The organism is Halobacillus sp. BBL2006, assembly GCF_000786645.1.
GTDB lineage: Bacteria > Bacillota > Bacilli > Bacillales > Halobacillaceae > Halobacillus.
In genome coordinates this window covers 1-1434 of record NZ_JRNX01000787.1, presented here as the reverse complement: position 1 = coordinate 1434, position 1434 = coordinate 1, and the positions used below count along the sequence as shown (strand labels likewise).

The following is a 1434-nucleotide window of genomic DNA, read 5'->3' as shown; positions in this document are numbered from 1 at the left end:
CCTGCCGTAAACGATCTTTCGTGACGTGTGTATAAACCTGAGTCGATGAGAGATGTTCATGGCCCAGCAATTCTTGAACAGAACGCAGGTCGGCCCCAGCATTCAACATATGTGTAGCGAATGTATGCCTAAGTTTGTGTGGATGAATATCCACTGTCAAAGCCGCTTTCTCAACCATCTTATCTAAAATCAATCGTAAACCTCTGGCCGTAAGCGGACCGCCCCTCGCATTCAGAAAAAGCTTAGGCGTCTGCTGGGTGCTTTTAGCGCTCAGGGCTATACGACCATTCTCTATATACGTTGTCAACGCCTGTGATGCGAATTGGCCGAAGGGTACATACCTTTCTTTCCGTCCTTTTCCATGGACGAGCAAAGTAGATAAAGAAAAATCAATGTCGTTAAGCTCAATTGTTGTGCATTCATTCACACGGATACCAGTCCCATAGAGAAGTTCGATAATCGCTTGATTCCTCTGCCCAAGAGGATCTGTAAGATCACTGACTGTAAATAGCTGCTTAATTTCTTCCTCATAAAAGAATTCAGGGATCTTGTAGCTCTCTTTTGGTAACGAAACATTCACAAAAGGGTTATTTTGAATAATCTCTTCTCGATCTAAAAATCGAAAAAAGCTTCGTAAACTGGATATCTTTCTAGAGACAGTCCTTCTAGAGAGTTCCGCTTCATGTAAGCGTGAAAGAAAGATTCTAATTGTTGAGTATTCACATTGATTTAAAGACAAGCCTTCGGATTCTAAAAAATCCGCAAAAACATCGATATCCTTACTGTAATTTTCAACAGTCAAAGGTGAGGCGTTTTTTTCAATTTTCAAGTACTCAATGAACGAACGTTGATATGATTCCATTTGTTTCATCATGTGTCACCCCACAAAGGCGTTTAAATTTTATCACATTTCTGATTCGTACGACAATGAATTTAATTAAAATGTAACAAAATTCTGAATTGTTTCCAAGCGTAAACATAGAACTGTAATCAAGTTTTTTGAAAAGATGAGCTTTTTTACGCTCCTACTTCCATTACCTGTCAAGTATGTAGACTTACCAAAGCGTAATTATAGCGGTCTTGTCGAAAAGTGTCAATTCATTTCTATTAACAATAAAAGGAGCCACTGACTACTAGGTTAGTCAGTGGCTCCATGTTTTATAACTAGAGATTATGATTGAGGTTCTTCTTTGTAATCACAGTTTGTACATTGAATCTGTGTACCTTTTTTCGATTTCTTTTCAACCAGCAATGATTCACACTTCGGACATGGACGGCTGATCGGTTTATCCCAGGAAATGAAATCACATTCAGGGTAGCGTTCACAGCCGAAGAACTTACGGTTTTTCTTACTTTTTCTTTCTACCACTTCACCCTGCTTACATTTCGGACAGGTTACACCGACTTTTTTCAAGATCGGCTTCGTGTTCCTGC

General features: G+C 39.4%; 2 protein-coding genes. Both read right to left on the bottom strand.

Annotated elements, in window-relative coordinates:
- The coding region (gene xerC, locus LD39_RS19685; protein ID WP_035552366.1) for a tyrosine recombinase XerC at positions 1–871 on the bottom strand (871 nt) is incomplete at its 3' end.
- Between the two features lie 300 nt (positions 872–1171).
- Positions 1172–1434 (bottom strand): type I DNA topoisomerase (locus tag LD39_RS19680; protein WP_035552364.1); only part of this gene is annotated, 263 nt, incomplete at its 5' end.